The organism is Streptomyces sp. NPDC017943 (assembly GCF_044328425.1).
GTDB lineage: Bacteria > Actinomycetota > Actinomycetes > Streptomycetales > Streptomycetaceae > Streptomyces > Streptomyces djakartensis_A.
The window spans coordinates 1,124,620-1,141,279 of record NZ_JBIRHH010000001.1 but is presented as its reverse complement, the minus strand read 5'-3'; the positions used below and the strand labels follow the sequence as shown (position 1 = coordinate 1,141,279).

Genomic DNA, 16,660 nt, shown 5'->3' with positions numbered 1-16,660 from the left:
TCAGCGGCTCGATCCGGTCCCACATCGCATCGGTGATCATCAATCGGACAGGCACATCCGATCAACTGATCAACCCATCAAAGAGACACGACCTAGTGGGAGGGGCCGGTTCCGGCGGCCGCGGCGTCCCGTTCGCGCCACGGGAGCTCCGCCGTGACCGTCGTCGGGCCGCCCTCGGGCGACTCCAGGACGAACAGGCCGTCGACCGCGTTCAACCGGTCCGCCAGGCCCTTCATCCCCGTACCGCCGTCGACGCTCGCGCCGCCGCGGCCGTCGTCCCACACCTGGATCAGCAGCCGGTCGTCCGTGCGCCACACCTCGACCGAGGCCGACCTCGCCCGGCTGTGCTTGCTGACGTTCTGCAGCAGCTCCGAGACGGTGAAGTAGGCGATGCCCTCGATCGCGGCCGCCGGACGCTCGGGCAGGTCGACCGTGACCTTCACGGGGACCGTGCAACGCGAGGCGACCGACGACAGGGCCGCGTCCAGGCCGCGGTCGGTGAGGACCGCCGGGTGGATGCCCCGGGCCAGGTCCCGCAGCTCCTGCAACGCCAGCTTCACCTCGCCGTGCGCCTCCTCGACCATCGCCGCCGCGGCGTCCGGGTCCTCCAGCACCTTCTCCTTCGCCAGGCCCAGGCCCATGGCCAGATTGACCAGCCGGGCCTGCGCCCCGTCGTGCAGGTCCCGCTCGATGCGCCGCAGGTCGGCCGCCGCCGTGTCGACCACGACCCCCCGGTCCGACTCCAGTTCGGCGATCCGCCGCTCCAGCTCGTCGGAGGGCGACAGCAGCGCCCGCACCATCGCCCGGTCTGCGTTGGCCAGCCCGCGTGCGATGAACGGCAGCACCGGCCACAGCACGAACAGCGAGGCCGTCGTCACCGCGAAGGTCAGCACCCCCCACGGCAGCCGGATGAACTCGTACAGCACCGTCCGCCAGCCCACCGGGTCCTTCAGCTGCATCCACAGCCGCTGGAAGAAGCCGCCCCCGCCGCGCAGCCGCAGCCGGCTCGGCTCCTCCACCCGCACCCCGAGCAGCGCCCGTGCCCGCGCCCGCTCCAGCCGACCCAGCTGCCGCGCCCCGATCAGCCCGGCCGCCAGCAGCGGGAAACCGACCACCGTGACGGTCAGCCCGAATCCGGTGAACAGCACGGTCACGACGTAGGTGAAGCCGAGCAGCGACACCGGGAGGTTCGCCAGGAGGTGGGCGATCTCCTTCCAGGTGTGCCGGTCGTAGGCGAGGCGGGGCGGCGGCGGGTGGCCGTCCTGTCCGGCTGCCCCCGCGGCCGCCTTCGCGCCGGGGGACGGGAAGCGTTCGGTCATGTGCGTAAGCCTGCCGGGCGGCGGACGGCCGCGCCATGAGGTGGGCCGCCAGGATCCACTGAGGAAAACCCCACCCCCTTGATCCCGGCGGTGACGGGCTGCTTACCCTGCCCTTATCAGGGCCTAGACTCCCGTGCGTACAGATCGCCGAACGACGGCGTCCGTGTCTCCGGCCCCCGCCGGGGTACCGCGGGATCGTCAAGGAACCAGTGCGAATTCCAGGGAGCGAGGGAGGGACGTGCCGGAACCGACCGTCGTCACCACGACCGTCGTCGCGGCGGACTACTTCCGGGCCTACTCGGTCGTCGGCCTGCTCGCCGTCGTCGGCGTCCTGTTCGTCGCCGTCGCCTTCGGGGCCGGCCGCCTGCTGCGGCCCGTGGTCCCCACCCCCGAGAAGCTCCTGACCTACGAGTGCGGCGTCGACCCCGTCGGCGAGGGCTGGGCCCACACCCAGGTCCGCTACTACGTCTACGCGTTCCTCTACGTCATCTTCGCCGTCGACTCGATCTTCCTGTTCCCCTGGGCGACCGTCTTCGCCGCCCCCGGCTACGGCGCCGCGACCCTGGTCGAGATGTTCGTCTTCCTCGGCTTCCTGGCCGTGGGCCTGCTCTACGCCTACAAGAAGGGCGTCCTGGCATGGACGTGACCCCCGAGCCCGTACCGCTGCCGGAGCCGCGGCGGCTGGGCACCCTCGCGCGTCTCGCACCCGAGCCGATGAAGGTGATCCTCAACTGGGGCCGCCGCTACTCGCTCTGGGTCTTCAACTTCGGCCTCGCCTGCTGCGCGATCGAGTTCATCGCCGCGTCGATGGCCCGCCACGACTTCATCCGCCTCGGCGTCATCCCCTTCGCGCCGGGCCCGCGCCAGGCCGACCTGATGGTCGTCTCCGGCACCGTCACGGACAAGATGGCCCCGGCCGTGAAGCGCCTGTACGAGCAGATGCCCGAGCCGAAGTACGTCATCTCCTTCGGCGCGTGCAGCAACTGCGGCGGCCCGTACTGGGATTCGTACGCCGTCACCAAGGGCGTCGACCAGATCATCCCCGTCGACGTCTACGTCCCCGGCTGCCCGCCCCGGCCCGAGGCGCTCCTCCAGGGCATCCTCAAGCTCCAGGAGAAGATCGCTCGCGAGTCGCTGGGGGACCGGTACGGCGACGGCCCGGCAGGCCCGGCCCGCCCGTCGGCTGCGGCACTGCAGAGCGGCCTGGTGCGGCCGCCTGGTGCGGCCGGTCCGGCCACCGGTCCGGCCACCGATCCGGCCACCGATCCGGCCGTCGACTCCGCCGCCGCCCGGGGTGCCGAGGGTGACGCGACGTCCGGGGAGGGCCGATGACCGCGGTCGGCTGGCTGCCCGCCGACGCCGTCGAACTCTTCGGCCCGGACGCCACCGCCGAGGAGTCCTACGAGGTCCTCACGGTCGACGTGCCCCCGGCCGCCTGGACCCCCGCCCTGGAGACCGCCCGCGACCGGCTGGGCTGCACCTACTTCGACTGGTTGAGCGCCGTGGACGAACCGGGCACCGGTTTCCGCGTCACGGCCCACGTCGCCGCGCTGTCCCCGGTCCGCCGCCTCCTGCTCCGTACGACGGTCCCGCACGAGGCCCCCACCCTGCCCTCGGCGATCGGCGTCTACGCCGGCGCGGGCTGGCACGAGCGCGAGACGCACGAGATGTTCGGCGTCGTCTTCGAGGGCCACCCGGGGCTGGACCACCTGCTGCTGCCCGACACCTTCGAGGGCCATCCCCTGCGCAAGGACTTCGTCCTCGCCGCGCGCGTCGCCAAGGCCTGGCCCGGCGCGAAGGAACCCGGCGAGTCCGAGCACGGCGGCCCCAAGCGCCGCCAGATGCTCCCGCCCGGCGTGCCCGACCCGAACGAATGGGGCCCCCTGAAGGGCCAGCTCCCCCCGGCTCCCGCCCGCCCGGCCCGGGGCGCCCGCGCGGCAGGCGAACGCCCGGCCCGCACGCCCCGCGCCGCGGGCGAGCGCCCGGTGCGGCGCACGCGCTCGGCCTCGGAGGGTTCGGCGAGCCAGGCGACGGCGTCGGGAAGCGCTGGGGCTTCGGGAAGTCCTGCGGCTGTGGAGGGTGCTGGGGCTGCCGCATCGGTGGTGCCGAGCGCCGGCGAGGCCGCATCCGCGCCTGAGGCCGCAGCCCGGGTTGCCGACGCCGCTGAGACGGCCGGCGCCGCGAGTGCTGCCGAGGCGGTGGGCGCAGCCGAATCGGCGGCCTCCACCGGCGAAGGCCCCTCCGCCCAGGCCGCGGAAGGCCACACCGCCGCGTCGACGGGCCCGCGCCGCTCCCGCAGCGCGAGCGAAGGTTCGGCGTCGCAGCGCACGCGGCCGGGCTCCTCCGCCGGGCCCCGCCGCGCGCGCAGCGCGTCGGAGGGCAGTGCGAGCCAGCGTTCCGCCCCGCCGGCCGAGCCCGAGGCGGACAACGGCACGACCACCCCGCCCGGCAGCCCGACCCGCACTCCACGCAGCACGGACGCCCCCTGGCACCACGCCCGCCCGGCCTTCGACGAACCCGCACCCGAACCCGCACCCCAGCGGTCGGACAGGGCGGGGGAGGCCCCGCACCCGACGGACCAGCCGCAGCCCACCGAGCCGCGCGAGTCAGAGAAGGCCGCCGACGAAGCGCTACCGCGTGACGGCGAGCGGCCCGCCGACGAGCCCGACAGCCACGACGACCCGGTCAGCTCCAGCGGAACCGATTCCCAGCCCGAGCCCGAGCCCGAGCCCGAGCCCGGATCCGGATTCGGGCCCGGATCCGAAGCTGAATCTGGCTCCGAGGCTGATTCCGAGCCCGAGTCGGACTCCGCGTCCGAATCCCGTCCCCGTCCCCGTCCTCGTCCCGATTCCCCAGGAGGCCCGCGGTGAACGACGTGCTCGACGTCATCCTGCGACTCCTGATCGTCTTCGTCGTCTTCCTCACCTTCCCCCTGATCATCGGTCAGACCGAACACAAGGTGATGGCCCACATGCAGGGTCGCGTCGGCCCCATGTACGCCGGCGGCTTCCACGGCTGGGCCCAGCTGATCGCCGACGGCGTGAAGTTCGCGCAGAAGGAGGACATCGTCCCCGCGGGCGCCGACCGCCGGATCTTCCAGCTGGCACCCGCAGTCGCCCTCCTGCCCTACCTCCTCGTCCTGCTCGCCATCCCGATCGGCCCGGGCGAGGGCGCCGTCGGGCAGGTCGTCGACGCGGGCGTCTTCTTCGTGCTGGCCGTCATGGGCGTCGGCGTCCTCGGCTCGCTCATGGCCGGCTGGGCGTCCGCCAACAAGTTCTCCCTCCTCGGCGGCCTGCGCACCGCCGCCCAGCTCCTCGCCTACGAACTGCCGATGCTGCTGACCGCCGCCTCGGTGGCGATGGCCGCCGGCACCGTCTCCCTGCCCGGCATCCTCGACGCCTTCGAGTGGTGGTGGCTGCCCTGGCAGATCGTCGGCGCGATCGTCTTCTTCGTCGCCGGACTCGCCGAACTCCAGCGCCCGCCCTTCGACATGCCCGTCGCCGACTCGGAGATCATCTTCGGTGCCTACACCGAGTACACCGGCCTCCGCTTCGCCCTCTTCCTCCTCGCCGAGTACGCGGGGATCGTCGTCCTGTGCGGTCTGACCACCGTCCTCTTCCTGGGCGGCTGGCACGGCCCCTGGGGCGCCGACGGCCTCGGCTGGGTGTGGACCCTGCTCAAGACCGCCGTCCTCGCCTTCCTCGTCATCTGGCTGCGCGTCACCTACCCGCGCCTGCGCGAGGACCAGCTCCAGAAGCTCTCCTGGACCCTCCTCGTCCCCCTCGCCCTCGCCCAGATCGCCCTCACCGGCGTCGTCAAGGTGGTGATCCAGTAACCATGGCCCCCATTCCAGGAAGTGGCCTGGCCAAGGGCCTGGCCGTCACCCTCCGCACGATGACGAAGAAGTCCGTCACTGCGCAGTACCCGGACGTCCAGCCCGACCTCCCGCCCCGCTCCCGCGGTGTGATCGGCCTGTTCGAGGAGAACTGCACGGTCTGCATGCTGTGCGCCCGCGAGTGCCCCGACTGGTGCATCTACATCGACTCCCACAAGGAGACGGTGCCGCCCGCCGCCCCCGGTGGCCGCGAACGCAGCCGCAACGTCCTCGACCGCTTCGCCATCGACTTCGCCCTGTGCATGTACTGCGGTATCTGCATCGAGGTGTGTCCTTTCGACGCCCTGTTCTGGTCCCCGGAGTTCGAGTACGCCGAGACCGACATCCGTGACCTCACCCACGAGCGCGACAAGCTCCGCGAGTGGATGTGGACCGTCCCGGCCCCGCCGGCCCTCGACCCCGGCGCGGAGGAACCGAAGGAGATCGCCGCCGCCCGCAAGGCCGCCGACAAGCTCGCCGCCCAGCAGGCCCCGCCCGTCACCGAACCGCACGCCGACGAGCAGGCCCGCGCCGCCGAGCAGCCCACCCGCGCCCACGGCGACTCCAAGCAGCAGGTGGACCGGCCCGGGCCGGACTCCGACCGGCCCGGGCCGGAACAGGGGGGCACCGCGTGACCGCCGTCGCCAGCGCCGCCCAGCTCCTGGCGCACTCCGCGACCGCCGCCGCCGAGACCCGCGGCTTCCTGTCCCCGACCGGGGTCGAGATCGCCTTCCTCCTCGTCGGCCTGGTCACCTTCGGCGCCGCCCTCGTCACCGTCACCACCCGGCAACTCGTGCACGCCGCCCTGTGGCTCGTGGTCGCCCTCGGCGGCCTCGCCGTCGAGTACCTCCTGCTCACCGCCGAGTTCATCGCCTGGGTGCAGGTGCTCATCTACGTCGGTTCCGTCGTCGTCCTCCTCCTGTTCGGCCTGATGCTCACCAGGGCCCCCATCGGCCGCTCACCGGACGCCGACTCCGGCAACCGCTGGGCCGCCCTCACCGTGGCCGTCGCCGCGGCCGCCGCCCTGGTCTGGGTCGTGGTGGACGCCTTCCGCACGACCTGGATCGACCTGGACGGTCCCGCCGCCGGGTCCACCGAGGCCACCGGCGCCGGCCTCTTCCAGAACTGGGTCCTCCCCTTCGAGGCCCTCTCCGTCCTCCTCCTCGCCGCCCTCGTCGGCGCGATCGTCCTCTCCCGCAAGGCCAAGCCCGAGGCGGCCACCACGGCCGGCGCGGCCACCACGGCCGGCGCGGCCACCAAGGCCGGTGCGACGCCCCGGGCCGGCGCCCCCACCCAGGCCGAGGCGACCACCGAGGCCGCCAGGACGGCGACCCAGGCCGGGACGGCGACCCAGGCCGGGACGGCGGCGGAGGCCGGGACGGCGACGCAGACCGGGACGGCGACTGGGCCGGAGAAGGCCACCGGAACCGACGCGCCCTCCTCGGACACCGGCCACAACCCCCGCCGCGGCACGGAAGGGACCCGCTGATGCACCTCGCCTATCCCGCCGTGCTCTCCGCCCTCCTCTTCTGCACCGGCCTGTACGGCGTCCTGGCCCGCCGCAACGCGATCCTCGTCCTGATGTCGGTCGAGCTGATGCTCAACGCCGTCAACCTGAACCTCGTCGCCTTCGACGTCTGGCTGAGCAGGACCGCCGAGGAGACCCTGCACTCCGGCCAGGCCCTGACCCTGTTCACCATCGCCATCGCCGCCGCCGAGATCGGCATCGGACTGGCGATCGTCCTCGCCGTCCACCGCAACCGCGGCACCGCGGACATCGACAAGCTCCGCGACACCGCCGAGCTGCACGACCCCGACGGCCCGGACGGACCCGGCCACGACACCCGCACGGCCGGCCCGGCCGACGAGGCCCGGAAGGCAGAGGCCACCGCGTGACCACGACCACCCTCGCCGTCCTCGTCCCCCTCCTGCCCTTCCTCGGGGCCGTCGCCGGCCTGCTGCTGGGCCGCACGGCCCCCGGCTTCACCCGCCCGCTCGCCGTCCTGCCGACCCTCACCTCCCTGGTGCTCGCCGCGCTGGTCGCCGCCCGCCAGGGCGGTGGCGCCGCCGTCGACTCGGCCACCGAACTGACCCCCACCGGGTCGGTGCCGATCGAACTGGCCCTGCACGTCGACGGCTTCGCCGCCCTCGTCGCCGTCGTGGTCGCCCTGGTCGCCTCCTGTGTGCAGATTTACTCGACGGGCTACCTGCGCGACGACCCGCGCTACCCCTCCTACGCCGCCCTGGTCTCCCTGTTCACCTCCGCGATGCTGCTGGTCGTCTACTCCGGCGACCTGATGGTCCTGCTGGTCGGCTGGGAGGTCATGGGCATCTGCTCCTACTTCCTGGTCGGCCACTACTGGGAGACCCCGGAAGCCCGCGCCGCCTCCCTCAAGGCCTTCCTGGTCACCAAGCTCGGCGACGTCCCCTTCCTGATCGGCCTGTTCGCCCTGGCCACCGACGCGGGCTCCTTCCGCGTCACCCGCATCCTCGGCACCGTCGCGAGCGGCGGACTGGACCACCCGACCGTGATCGCCCTGCTGCTCCTGGCGGGCGTGGCGGGCAAGTCGGCGCAGTTCCCGCTGCACACCTGGCTCCCCGACGCGATGGCGGGCCCGACCCCCGTCTCCGCGCTGATCCACGCCGCGACGATGGTCGCCGCCGGTGTCTACTTCATCGCCCGTCTCCTTCCGGTCTTCGAGGCCTCACAGGCCGCGATGGTGGTCATGGCCGTCATGGCCGCCGTCACGATGGCCGGCTCGGCGCTCGCCGCGCTCGCCCAGGACGACATCAAGCGCGTCCTCGCCTACTCGACGATCGGGCAGCTCGGCTACATGACCGGCGCCCTCGCCGTCGGCGACCGCGGTGCCGCCGTCTTCCACCTCCTGTCCCACGGCGCCTTCAAGGCGCTGCTGTTCCTCGCGGCCGGCGTGGTCATCCACGCCGCCGGCACCAACTCGCTGGCCGCCATGTCCCGCATGGGCGGGCTGCGCGACCGCGTCCCCGACGCCTACTGGACGATGACTGTGGCGCTGCTCGCCCTCGCCGCGATCCCGCCGTTCAGCGGCTTCTTCTCCAAGGAGGCCGTCCTCGGCGTCGCCGAGCACGTCGTCACCGGACACAGCGAGCACGCGCCCGCCGCGGCCGGCTGGATCGTCCTCGTCGCCGGTCTGCTGACGGCCGTGCTCACCGCCGCCTACGCCACCCGCCTGTGGCTGCTGGCGTTTCGCGGCCGGGGCGCCGAGGCCCCCGACCACGGCAGGCAGCCGCTGACGATGACCGTCGTGCTGTGGGTCCTCGCGGTGCCGTCCCTGGCTCTCGGCGGGTTCGCGTTCCGCCTGCTGCCCGACTGGTTCGACGGCCGCGACCTGGGCCCGACCCTGACGACCTCCGTACTCGGCACGGGTGTCGCCCTGGCCGGCGGCATCGTCACCTACGCCGCCTGGCGGCACACCACCGCACGCGCGGCCCGTGTCCCACTCGGCGCCGTCGCGGCCCACCCCGGGGGAGACGCCGCCCGGGTCGAGGCCGAGGCCATCGCCAGCCACGAGCCGGCCTACGGTGACATCGCCCTGGCACCCGACCCCGCCGACCCGGGACGGCTCCTGCTCGGCCCCCTGCACCGGCACGCGGCAGCCGGCTTCCACCTGGACGCCGTGTACGCGGCCCTCTTCGTCCGCCCGGTGCAGGCCGGAGCGAGCCTCGTGCGGTTCCTCGACCGGGAGGTCGTCGAGACCTATGTGCGCGGTGCGGGTGCGCTGCCCCGCTGGCTCGGCGCCGCCGTACGGCGCGCCCAGACCGGCAACGTCCAGACCTATGTGAGCGCGCTGCTCGCCGGCACCGTCGTCCTCGCGGTCGCCGCCGTCCTCGTCGCCACGGGAGCGTGAGCAGGCGTGATCGATATCAGCGAGTCCGTGATGCAGTTCCTTCTGGCGTTCGTCGTCGTCGGCCCGCTCCTCGGGGCCGTCGCCGCTCTCCTGCCCGCCCCACCCGGGCTGAAGGGGAAGTCACCCGAGCAGGCGGTGCTCCGGCACGGCGTGACCGTCACCGGCGCCGTGCTCCTCGCGACGATCGTCCTCGCGCTCGGGTTCGACCACAACCAGCCCTCGAAGATGCAGGCCGGCACTGACATCAGCTGGATCCCCGCACTCGACGTGCGCATCCACCTCGGCGTCGACGGCATTTCCCTCCCCCTCCTGGTCCTGACCGCGCTGCTGACCTTCCTCTGCGCGCTCTACTCGTACTTCAACATGCCGGCGGGCCCGGCCCCGAAGGCCTTCGTCGCCCTGCTGCTCGTCCTCGAGTCCGGCACGCTCGCGACCTTCGCCGTCCTCGACCTGCTGCTGTTCTTCCTGGCCTTCGAGATGGTCCTCATCCCGATGTACTTCCTCATCGCCCGCTGGGGCGGCGAGGACCGGACCCGGGCCGCGTGGCGGTTCATCCTGTACACGCTGCTCGGTTCCGTGGTCATGCTGCTCGGCCTGCTCCTGATCGGAATCAAGGCGGGCACGTTCGACATGGTGGCACTCGCCACTGACAACGGCCGGTCGATCACCACATCCGTGCAGGTCATCGCCGTTCTGGCGATCGGGATCGGGCTCGCCGTGAAGACGCCGATGTGGCCCCTGCACAGCTGGCTGCCCGACGCCCACACCGCCGCCCCGACCGTCGGCTCGGTCCTGCTGGCCGGCGTCCTGCTCAAGATGGGTACGTACGGATTCGTCCGGATCCTGCTGCCCGCCGCGCCCGACGGTTTCCGCACCTTCGCGCCCTACCTCGCCGCCCTGGCGGTCGTCGGCATCATCTACGGATCCCTGGCCTGCCTCGCCCTGGCCAAACGGGGCGCGAAGGGCGACCTCAAGCGCCTCATCGCCTACTCCTCCGTCGGCCACATGGGATTCGTCCTGCTCGGCATCGCCACCATGACGCCGACCGGCGTGAACGGCGCACTCTTCGCCAACATCGCCCACGGCCTCATCACCGGCCTGCTGTTCTTCCTGGTCGGCGCCCTGAAGGACCGCACCGGCACCACCGACCTCGACACCCTCGCCGAGGAGACCGGCGCCGCCCTCTACGGCAAGGCCCCGCGCCTCGGCGGCCTGCTGGCCTTCGCGGCGGTCGCCTCCCTCGGCCTGCCGGGCCTGGCCGGGTTCTGGGGCGAGATGCTGGCCCTGTTCGGCGCGTTCCAGCCCGCCGAGGGCCTCAGCCGCCCCGCCTTCCTCACCTTCATGGCGATCGGCGCGTTCGGCACGCTGCTGACGGCCGCGTACCTGCTGACCGTGGTCCGGCGCGTGTGCATGGGCGCCCTGCCACAGGACGCGCCCCGCCTCACCGACGTCCGCTCGTACGAGTTCGCGGCCTGGACCCCGCTCGTCGTCCTCACCGTCGTCGCGGGCCTGTGGCCCAAGGCCCTGCTCGGCCTGAGCAACCCGGCCGTCCAGCAGCTCCTCGCAGGAGGCACCCGATGAGCTCCACGGCCCAGCCCCTGGCCGCCTCCCTGGTCCAGTCCGTCGACTGGCTCGCCATCGCACCGCCCACCCTGGCAGCCGTCGTCGGACTCGTCGTGCTGGTCGCCGACCTGTTCGTCCCCGAGCACCGCAAGGCGATCCTCGGCTGGACGTCCGTCGCCGGGCTCGCCGCCGCCACCGCGCTGCTGTTGCCCCTCCTCGACGGCGACCGCAGCACCTTCTGCCTGAACGGCGACGCCGGCGTCTGCAGCTACACCGCCGACCGCTTCACCCTGGTCATCCAGTTCCTCGTCCTCGGCGGCGCCCTCCTCGCCGCCCTGCTGTCGGTGACCGCGCTGAAGGACGCCCGCAAGGACCTGCCCGAGGGGGAGTACTGGTTCCTGCTCCTGTCCTCCGCCGCCGGTGCCGCCCTCCTGCCCGCCTCCCGCGACCTCGCCACCCTGATCGTCGCCCTCGAAGTCGCCTCCCTGCCCGCTTTCGCGCTGGTCGGACTGAAGTACGGCGACCGCAGGTCCTCCGAGGCGGCCCTGAAGTTCTTCCTGTCCTCGGTCACCGCCACCGCGGTCAGCCTCATGGGCGTGAGCTTCCTGTACGCCTCGACGGGCACCCTCCACCTCACCCGGATCGCCGAGCGCATCCAGCACGTCGACGGCCGGCTCGACACGCTCGCGCAGACCGGCGTCGTCCTCACCCTGATCGGCTTCGCCTTCAAGACGGCCGCTGTGCCCTTCCACTTCTGGGTCCCCGACACCTACGTCGGCGCGCCCCTGCCGATCGCCGCCTACCTGTCGGTCATCGGCAAGGCGGTCGGCTTCACCGGCCTGATCCTCGTCACGGTCGTCGCCCTCCCGTCCTACGCCGACGTCTGGGGCCCGGCCCTGGCGGTCCTGGCCGCGCTCACCATGACCGTGGGCAACGTCGGCGCCCTGCGTCAGCAGACCGCGCGCGCGTACAGCGCGGTACGCCTGCTCGCCTGGTCCTCCGTGGGCCAGGCCGGCTACCTCCTGGTGCCGATCGCGGCCGCCGCGTACTCCGAGGACCCGGAGAAGTCGATCGGCTCCACCGTCGCCTACGCCCTGATGTACGGCGCCGTGAACCTGGGCGCCTTCGCCGTCGCCGCACTCGTCGGCCGGACCGCGACGCTCAACCGGGTCGCCGACTACCGCGGCCTGTACGCGGCCAGCCCGCTGTCGGCCCTCCTCCTGGCGTTCTTCCTGCTCTGCCTGGCCGGGCTGCCCCCGGGCGTCATCGGCCTCTTCGCCAAGGTCACCGTCTTCTCCGCGGCCGTCGACGCCGGCCTCGGCTGGCTGGCCGTGGTCATGGCCGTCAACGTCGTCATCGCGCTGGTCTACTACCTGCAGTGGACCGCCCTGCTGTTCCGCGCCCCCGAGGGCGCGTCCGAGAAGCAGCGCGTGCCCGCCCCGCTCACGGCGGCGATCGCGGTCACCGGAGTCCTCGGCATCGCGCTTTCCGGCGCGCCGCAGCTCGTCCTGCGCTTCACCGACACCGGCCTCTTCTGAGCCCGGCCGCCGCCCGGGTCCCGCTTTCACCCCACGCGTGCGGGGAACCCGCCCCCGCACGCGTGCGTGGCGGGACGCGCGGCTGTCACCCGAACGGCTCACGTCCGGTCACGCGCGCACAAGGGAACTAGTGCCTCCCGCCTGGCGTTGACCAGTACGGGAGGGTCCACTGGACGTGACACCACAGCACCGGTGGCACCGCAGACGCAAGCGAGGGTTCCCCTGCCGCACGACTTGGAGGGCGTACCGTGCACCGCCGGCACAACGGGCTCAGGACAGCAGTCCTCCTGGGGGGACTGTCCGCACTCATCATCGTCATCGGCAGCTTCTTCGGCCGCATGGGGCTCGTCATCGCCGTCCTGGTAGCACTGGCCACCAACGCGTACGCGTACTGGAACAGCGACAAGCTGGCCCTGCGAGCGATGCGCGCCCGTCCCGTCAGCGAGTTCGAGGCCCCGCAGCTCTACCGCATGGTCCGTGAGCTGTCCACCCAGGCCCGCCAGCCGATGCCGCGCCTGTACATCTCCCCGACGGAGGCGCCCAACGCCTTCGCCACGGGCCGCAACCCGCGCAACGCCGCCGTGTGCTGCACCGACGGCATTCTGCGCCTGCTGGACGAGCGCGAGTTGCGCGGCGTCATCGGTCACGAACTGAGCCACGTCTACAACCGCGACATCCTCATCTCGTCGGTCGCCGGCGCCCTCGCCTCCGTGATCATGTTCCTGGTCAACTTCGCCTGGCTGATCCCGATCGGCCGCTCCGACGACGACGACGGCCCCGGGCTGATCGGCATGCTGCTGATCATGCTGCTGGGCCCGCTCGCCGCCTCGGTCATCCAACTGGCCATCAGCCGCTCCCGGGAGTACCAGGCAGACGCCTCGGGCGCTCAGCTCACCGGTGACCCGCTCGCCCTGGCCAGCGCCCTGCGCAAGCTCGAAGTGGGCACGAAGCAGCTCCCGCTGCCCCCCGAGCCCCGCATCGAGACGGCCAGTCACATGATGATCGCGAACCCGTTCCGCCCCGGCCAGGGCCTTTCCAAGATGTTCTCCACACACCCGCCGATGGCGGAACGCATCGCCCGGCTCGAGAAGATGGCAGGTGGGAACCAGTGAGGACCGTACTCAACGTCATATGGCTCGTCCTGAGCGGCTTCTGGCTGTTCCTCGCCTACATGGCGGCGGGCCTGCTCCTGTGTATCACCATCATCGGCATCCCGTTCGGCGTGGCCGCCTTCCGCATCGGCGTCTACGCCCTGTGGCCCTTCGGATATACGACCGTCGAGCGCCATGACGCCGGCGCACCGTCCTGCGTGGGCAACGTGCTGTGGCTGGTGCTCGCGGGCTGGTGGCTCGCCCTCGGCCACATCGTCACCGGTATCGCGCTGTGCGTCACGATCATCGGCATCCCGCTCGGCGTGGCCAACTTCAAGCTCATCCCGGTCTCGCTGCTGCCGCTGGGCCGCGACATCGTGCGGACGCACGAGCCGTTCGCAGCCCGCTGACGCCGCGGCGCAGGCCTGGCCCCTCACGGGCGGAGGGTCTCCACAGACGCAGGTTGTCCACAGGCGGGGGGTTGTCCACAGCCCCGCACATCTTCCGCCGACGGCCCGCAAGATGAACCCATGACCGCGATCGAGCAGTCGCCGAGCCCGATGACCACCACGCCCACCGACGACTCAACTGACAGACCCGGCCTCATACAGCCACAGGGGCCCGCTCATCGTTGACGACGCAGCCGCTCACCCCGTGGGCGGAAGCACGACTCGCCGACGCCGCCGACGCGAAGCCCTCGGCCTCACGCGCCGCCGGCCCCGGACGCGGATCCGTTCCCGCCCCACCGCCGCCGCACCCCGTACGCGACGGCCCCCACCGCCAGCACGCCCGCACCCACGGCCACGGACCCGCCCGGCAGCGCGAACGCCAGCACCACACACCCGACCAGCCCCACCGCCGGCACCACCCGCGCCACCGACGACGAATCGAGCGTCCACGCCGACGCGTTGGCCACGGCGTAGTACGCGAGCACACCGAAGGAGGAGAACCCGATCGCGCCTCTGACGTCCACCGTGGCGGCCAGCAGGGCGACCACCGTGCCCACCGCCAACTCCGCCCGGTGCGGCACCCGGAACCGGGGATGGACCGCGGCCAGCGCCACCGGCAGGTGCCGGTCCCTGGCCATGGCCAACGTGGTCCTCGACACCCCCAGGATCAGCGCGAGCAGCGAACCCAGCGCGGCCACGGCGGCCCCGACCCGCACCACCGGCACGAGCCCGGGCACACCGGCGGCCCGCACCGCGTCCGCCAGTGGCGCCGTCGCGCTCCCCAGCCCACCGACCCCCAAAACCGAAAGGACAGCCACCGCCACACACGCGTACACGACCAGCGCGATGCCCAGGGCCAAGGGAATCGCCCGGGGGACGGTCCGTGCCGGGTCACGGACCTCCTCGCCCAGGGTCGCGATCCGGGCGTACCCCGCGAACGCGAAGAACAGCAGGCCGGCCGCCTGCAACACCCCGTCCACCCCACCCGACGCCCCGATGCGCAGCCGCGCGGCATCGGACTCACCCGACACCAGACACACGACCACCACGGAAGCGAGGACGGCCAGGACCAGCGCCACGATCACCCGCGTGAGCCACGCGGACTTCTGCACACCGCCGTAGTTCACCGCGGTCAGCGCCACCACGGCGGCGACGGCCACCGCGTGCGCCTGCCCCGGCCAGACGTACGCGCCCACGGTGAGCGCCATGGCCGCACAGGAGGCCGTCTTCCCGACCACGAAGGACCAGCCCGCCAGATATCCCCAGAACGGCCCGAGCCGCTCGCGCCCGTACACATACGTGCCACCGGACGCGGGGTAGAGGGCGGCGAGGCGAGCCGACGACATGGCGTTGCAGTAGGCGACCACCGCGGCGACGGCGAGCCCGAGGAGCAGCCCCGACCCGGCCGCGTGGGCCGCGGGCGCGAGGGCGGCGAAGATCCCCGCCCCTACCATCGAACCGAGTCCGACCACCACGGCGTCGCCCACACCCAGGGTGCGGCGCAGTTCTGAACCGGAGGCTGTCACGCGTCGCACCCTACTGATCACCGCAACCGGTGGATGTCCCGCGGACGTCCTCCCCGTCAAGACGGCATGAACGCGCGCGGCAACGACGACGCACTCGCGGACACCGTGGCACCACCCGCGACAGCCGGCCGCCCGGGAGCAAGCTCACGGAGCCGGGGCCGTGCGGGCACAGCGTGAAAGGGCAGGTTCACGGCATGACCATCATCAGCTGGATCATCCTGGGACTGTTGGCCGGAGCCATCGCGAAGTTCCTGCTGCCGGGCCGCGACCCGGGCGGTCTCATCGGCACGACCCTGATCGGCATAGCGGGCGCGTTCATCGGCGGCTGGATATCGGCCCGCTGGATGGACCACCCGATCACCAAGGACTTCTACGACGGCACGACCTGGGCCGCGGCGATCGGCGGATCGCTGGTGCTGCTCATCGCCTACCGCCTCCTGTTCGGTCACTCCCGGGACTGACCAGGGCAGGCCCTCACCGCGCCCGACGGCCGGGGTGGCCGTGTTCGCGGGAGCAGGAAGGGTGGGCGCCGGAACGGACACCCACCCTCTGCTCCTCCGCGTCCGGGCCGGAGGACCGGCCCGGCAGCCGGACCTACCGGTAGTTCACGAACTGCATCGCGAAGTCGTAGTCCTTGCCCTTGAGCAGGTTGATGACGGCCTGCAGGTCGTCACGGCTCTTGGAGCTGACCCGCAGCTCCTCGCCCTGCACCTGCGCCTTCACGCCCTTGGGGCCCTCGTCACGGATGGTCTTCGCGACCTTCTTCGCGTTCTCCTGGGAGATGCCCTCCTTGATCGACGCGAAGATCTTGTACTCCTTGCCGGAGAGCTGGGGCTCGTCCGCGTCCAGGGCCTTCAGCGAGATGCCCCGCTTGATCAGCTTGGACTGGAAGACGTCGAGGATGGCCTTCACCCGGTCCTCGGAGTTCGCCTCCATGAGGATCTTCTCGCCGGACCACGAGATCGAGGCACCCACGCCCTTGAAGTCGTAGCGCTGCGAGATCTCCTTGGCGGCCTGGTTGAGTGCGTTGTCGACCTCCTGCCGCTCGACCTTCGAGACGATGTCGAAACTGGAGTCGGCCATGTCCTGTGGCTCCTTGTATCGGGGTGCGTGTCGTGCGTACCGCGTGTGTGAGGGGTGCGGCAGGAACCGTTCCGGGCCCGGGCCGCATCCGCACAAGCCTAGCCACCCCCGGCCCTCCGAGCGCAGATCAATCGGGTGGCGAAGCACCCCTCCGCATCGGGTATTGTTTACGTCGTTGCCACGGAGCGCCGCGGAAAGCGGCTCGACGGGCAGCAAACCCCGGCGGTGTGCCCGAGCGGCCAAAGGGAGCAGACTGTAAATCTGCCGGCTCAGCCTTCCCAGGTTCGAATCCTGGCGCCGCCACACGGAAACAAGAGGCCCGTGACCTGC

At 72.1% G+C, this 16,660-nt stretch carries 16 protein-coding genes and 1 tRNA gene; 14 read left to right on the top strand and 3 right to left on the bottom strand.

Annotation, left to right across the window (positions count from 1 at the left end):
• Window positions 1–92 precede the first annotated feature (92 nt).
• Window positions 93–1,319: a sensor histidine kinase gene (locus tag ACH4C6_RS05130; RefSeq protein WP_398107091.1), complete on the bottom strand. Its 1,227-nt coding sequence runs from the start codon at window positions 1,317–1,319 to the stop codon at window positions 93–95.
• Between the two features lie 238 nt (window positions 1,320–1,557).
• On the opposite strand from ACH4C6_RS05130, the gene ACH4C6_RS05125 reads away from it, so the two are divergent.
• The 12 genes from ACH4C6_RS05125 to ACH4C6_RS05070 all read left to right on the top strand — a co-directional run bounded on the left by ACH4C6_RS05125 (window position 1,558) and on the right by ACH4C6_RS05070 (window position 13,682).
• Window positions 1,558–1,965, top strand: coding sequence for an NADH-quinone oxidoreductase subunit A (locus ACH4C6_RS05125; protein WP_376329150.1), 408 nt, complete (start codon window positions 1,558–1,560; stop codon window positions 1,963–1,965).
• On the top strand, window positions 1,956–2,651 hold the full coding sequence (locus ACH4C6_RS05120) for an NADH-quinone oxidoreductase subunit B (RefSeq protein ID WP_398107090.1): 696 nt from the start codon (window positions 1,956–1,958) through the stop codon (window positions 2,649–2,651). The genes ACH4C6_RS05125 and ACH4C6_RS05120 overlap by 10 nt, the downstream gene beginning before the upstream one ends.
• Window positions 2,648–4,189: an NADH-quinone oxidoreductase subunit C gene (locus ACH4C6_RS05115; RefSeq protein ID WP_398107089.1), complete on the top strand. Its 1,542-nt coding sequence runs from the start codon at window positions 2,648–2,650 to the stop codon at window positions 4,187–4,189. The genes ACH4C6_RS05120 and ACH4C6_RS05115 overlap by 4 nt, the downstream gene beginning before the upstream one ends.
• Window positions 4,186–5,154 (top strand): NADH-quinone oxidoreductase subunit H, encoded by a 969-nt coding sequence (locus ACH4C6_RS05110; RefSeq protein ID WP_398107088.1) that lies wholly within the window; start codon window positions 4,186–4,188, stop codon window positions 5,152–5,154. The genes ACH4C6_RS05115 and ACH4C6_RS05110 overlap by 4 nt, the downstream gene beginning before the upstream one ends.
• Window positions 5,155–5,156: 2 nt before the next feature.
• Window positions 5,157–5,828: a NuoI/complex I 23 kDa subunit family protein gene (locus ACH4C6_RS05105; protein WP_398107087.1), complete on the top strand. Its 672-nt coding sequence runs from the start codon at window positions 5,157–5,159 to the stop codon at window positions 5,826–5,828.
• Window positions 5,825–6,682 carry an NADH-quinone oxidoreductase subunit J gene (locus ACH4C6_RS05100; RefSeq protein WP_398107086.1) on the top strand — a complete coding sequence of 286 codons (858 nt, stop codon included), beginning with the start codon at window positions 5,825–5,827 and terminating at the stop codon, window positions 6,680–6,682. The genes ACH4C6_RS05105 and ACH4C6_RS05100 overlap by 4 nt, the downstream gene beginning before the upstream one ends.
• Entirely contained in the window at window positions 6,682–7,089 is a 408-nt protein-coding gene (gene nuoK / locus ACH4C6_RS05095) for an NADH-quinone oxidoreductase subunit NuoK (protein WP_398107085.1), read from the top strand. The genes ACH4C6_RS05100 and nuoK overlap by 1 nt, the downstream gene beginning before the upstream one ends.
• Window positions 7,086–9,080: an NADH-quinone oxidoreductase subunit L gene (locus ACH4C6_RS05090; RefSeq protein WP_398107084.1), complete on the top strand. Its 1,995-nt coding sequence runs from the start codon at window positions 7,086–7,088 to the stop codon at window positions 9,078–9,080. Before nuoK ends, ACH4C6_RS05090 begins: the two co-directional genes overlap by 4 nt.
• Before the next feature lie 6 nt (window positions 9,081–9,086).
• Window positions 9,087–10,661 carry a NuoM family protein gene (locus tag ACH4C6_RS05085; RefSeq protein ID WP_398107083.1) on the top strand — a complete coding sequence of 525 codons (1,575 nt, stop codon included), beginning with the start codon at window positions 9,087–9,089 and terminating at the stop codon, window positions 10,659–10,661.
• A complete protein-coding gene (locus ACH4C6_RS05080; protein ID WP_398107082.1) occupies window positions 10,658–12,181 on the top strand; it encodes an NADH-quinone oxidoreductase subunit N in 1,524 nt (507 codons plus the stop codon). The genes ACH4C6_RS05085 and ACH4C6_RS05080 overlap by 4 nt, the downstream gene beginning before the upstream one ends.
• Window positions 12,182–12,429: 248 nt before the next feature.
• On the top strand, window positions 12,430–13,293 hold the full coding sequence (gene htpX, locus ACH4C6_RS05075; protein ID WP_398107081.1) for a zinc metalloprotease HtpX: 864 nt from the start codon (window positions 12,430–12,432) through the stop codon (window positions 13,291–13,293).
• Window positions 13,290–13,682: a YccF domain-containing protein gene (locus tag ACH4C6_RS05070; protein WP_398107080.1), complete on the top strand. Its 393-nt coding sequence runs from the start codon at window positions 13,290–13,292 to the stop codon at window positions 13,680–13,682. Before htpX ends, ACH4C6_RS05070 begins: the two co-directional genes overlap by 4 nt.
• A gap of 293 nt (window positions 13,683–13,975) precedes the next feature.
• Here ACH4C6_RS05070 and ACH4C6_RS05065 read toward each other — a convergent pair whose 3' ends face one another.
• The gene (locus tag ACH4C6_RS05065; protein WP_398107079.1) at window positions 13,976–15,247 is read right to left on the bottom strand and encodes an APC family permease; all 1,272 of its coding nucleotides are present in this window, start codon (window positions 15,245–15,247) and stop codon (window positions 13,976–13,978) included.
• Window positions 15,248–15,441: 194 nt separating this feature from the next.
• Between ACH4C6_RS05065 and ACH4C6_RS05060 the strand changes: the two genes are divergently transcribed.
• Window positions 15,442–15,708: a GlsB/YeaQ/YmgE family stress response membrane protein gene (locus ACH4C6_RS05060; RefSeq protein ID WP_030234067.1), complete on the top strand. Its 267-nt coding sequence runs from the start codon at window positions 15,442–15,444 to the stop codon at window positions 15,706–15,708.
• A 133-nt stretch (window positions 15,709–15,841) separates the two neighbouring features.
• On the opposite strand, the gene ACH4C6_RS05055 is transcribed toward ACH4C6_RS05060, so the two are convergent.
• Window positions 15,842–16,330: a YajQ family cyclic di-GMP-binding protein gene (locus ACH4C6_RS05055; RefSeq protein ID WP_369195949.1), complete on the bottom strand. Its 489-nt coding sequence runs from the start codon at window positions 16,328–16,330 to the stop codon at window positions 15,842–15,844.
• A 221-nt stretch (window positions 16,331–16,551) separates the two neighbouring features.
• Here ACH4C6_RS05055 and ACH4C6_RS05050 point away from each other — a divergent pair.
• Window positions 16,552–16,633, top strand: a tRNA-Tyr gene (locus ACH4C6_RS05050).
• Window positions 16,634–16,660: the final 27 nt, after the last annotated feature.